Below are 609 nucleotides of genomic sequence, written 5' to 3'. Positions count from 1 at the left end.
TAATGCAATCACAACCCGTGCCCATCTTCATCAGCAATGCCGATTACTCGATGAACACATTTTCGTTGTGCTTCTTCCAGATTGTTAAAGAACAAATATAGCTGTTGGGTAAAACCCAACTCATAACGTCGTGAGCTACGACACTATGAGTTGGCCTCTACATCGCCACCGGCGATCAATGAGAATCAATGGTGGAGGTGAACGGGATCGAACCGATGACATCCTGCTTGCAAAGCAGGCGCTCTCCCAGCTGAGCTACACCCCCATATTCCGCACATCGCGAAATACCTGGTGGGTCTGGTTGGATTCGAACCAACGACCCCCGCCTTATCAAGACGGTGCTCTAACCGACTGAGCTACAGACCCAAACCTTCTCGGATCAGTAGTCAGGAAGCTGAAGACCCAGGGAAGATTCCCTCGACCCAAGCCTACAACTGATCCCAGCTATATCAAACAACCGATAAGAGTGGACGCTTAACACGAGCACGTAAGCTCTGAAAGGAGGTGATCCAGCCGCACCTTCCGATACGGCTACCTTGTTACGACTTCACCCCAGTCATGAATCCTACCGTGGTAATCGCCCTCCTTGCGGTTAGGCTAACTACTTCT

At 50.6% G+C, this 609-nt stretch carries 2 tRNA genes and 1 rRNA gene; all 3 read right to left on the bottom strand.

Going from position 1 to position 609, the window contains the following annotated elements:
• Positions 1–189: 189 nt before the first annotated feature.
• Positions 190–265 (bottom strand) — tRNA-Ala (locus MHZ91_RS28215).
• A gap of 24 nt (positions 266–289) precedes the next feature.
• Positions 290–366, bottom strand: a tRNA-Ile gene (locus tag MHZ91_RS28210).
• Positions 367–497: 131 nt separating this feature from the next.
• Positions 498–609 (bottom strand): 16S ribosomal RNA (locus tag MHZ91_RS28205); the annotation flags it as partial.

It is taken from the genome of Achromobacter sp. ACRQX (assembly GCF_022346505.1).
In the GTDB taxonomy this organism is placed as follows: domain Bacteria; phylum Pseudomonadota; class Gammaproteobacteria; order Burkholderiales; family Burkholderiaceae_B; genus Achromobacter; species Achromobacter animicus.
This window is presented reverse-complemented; position numbering and strand designations above follow the sequence as displayed.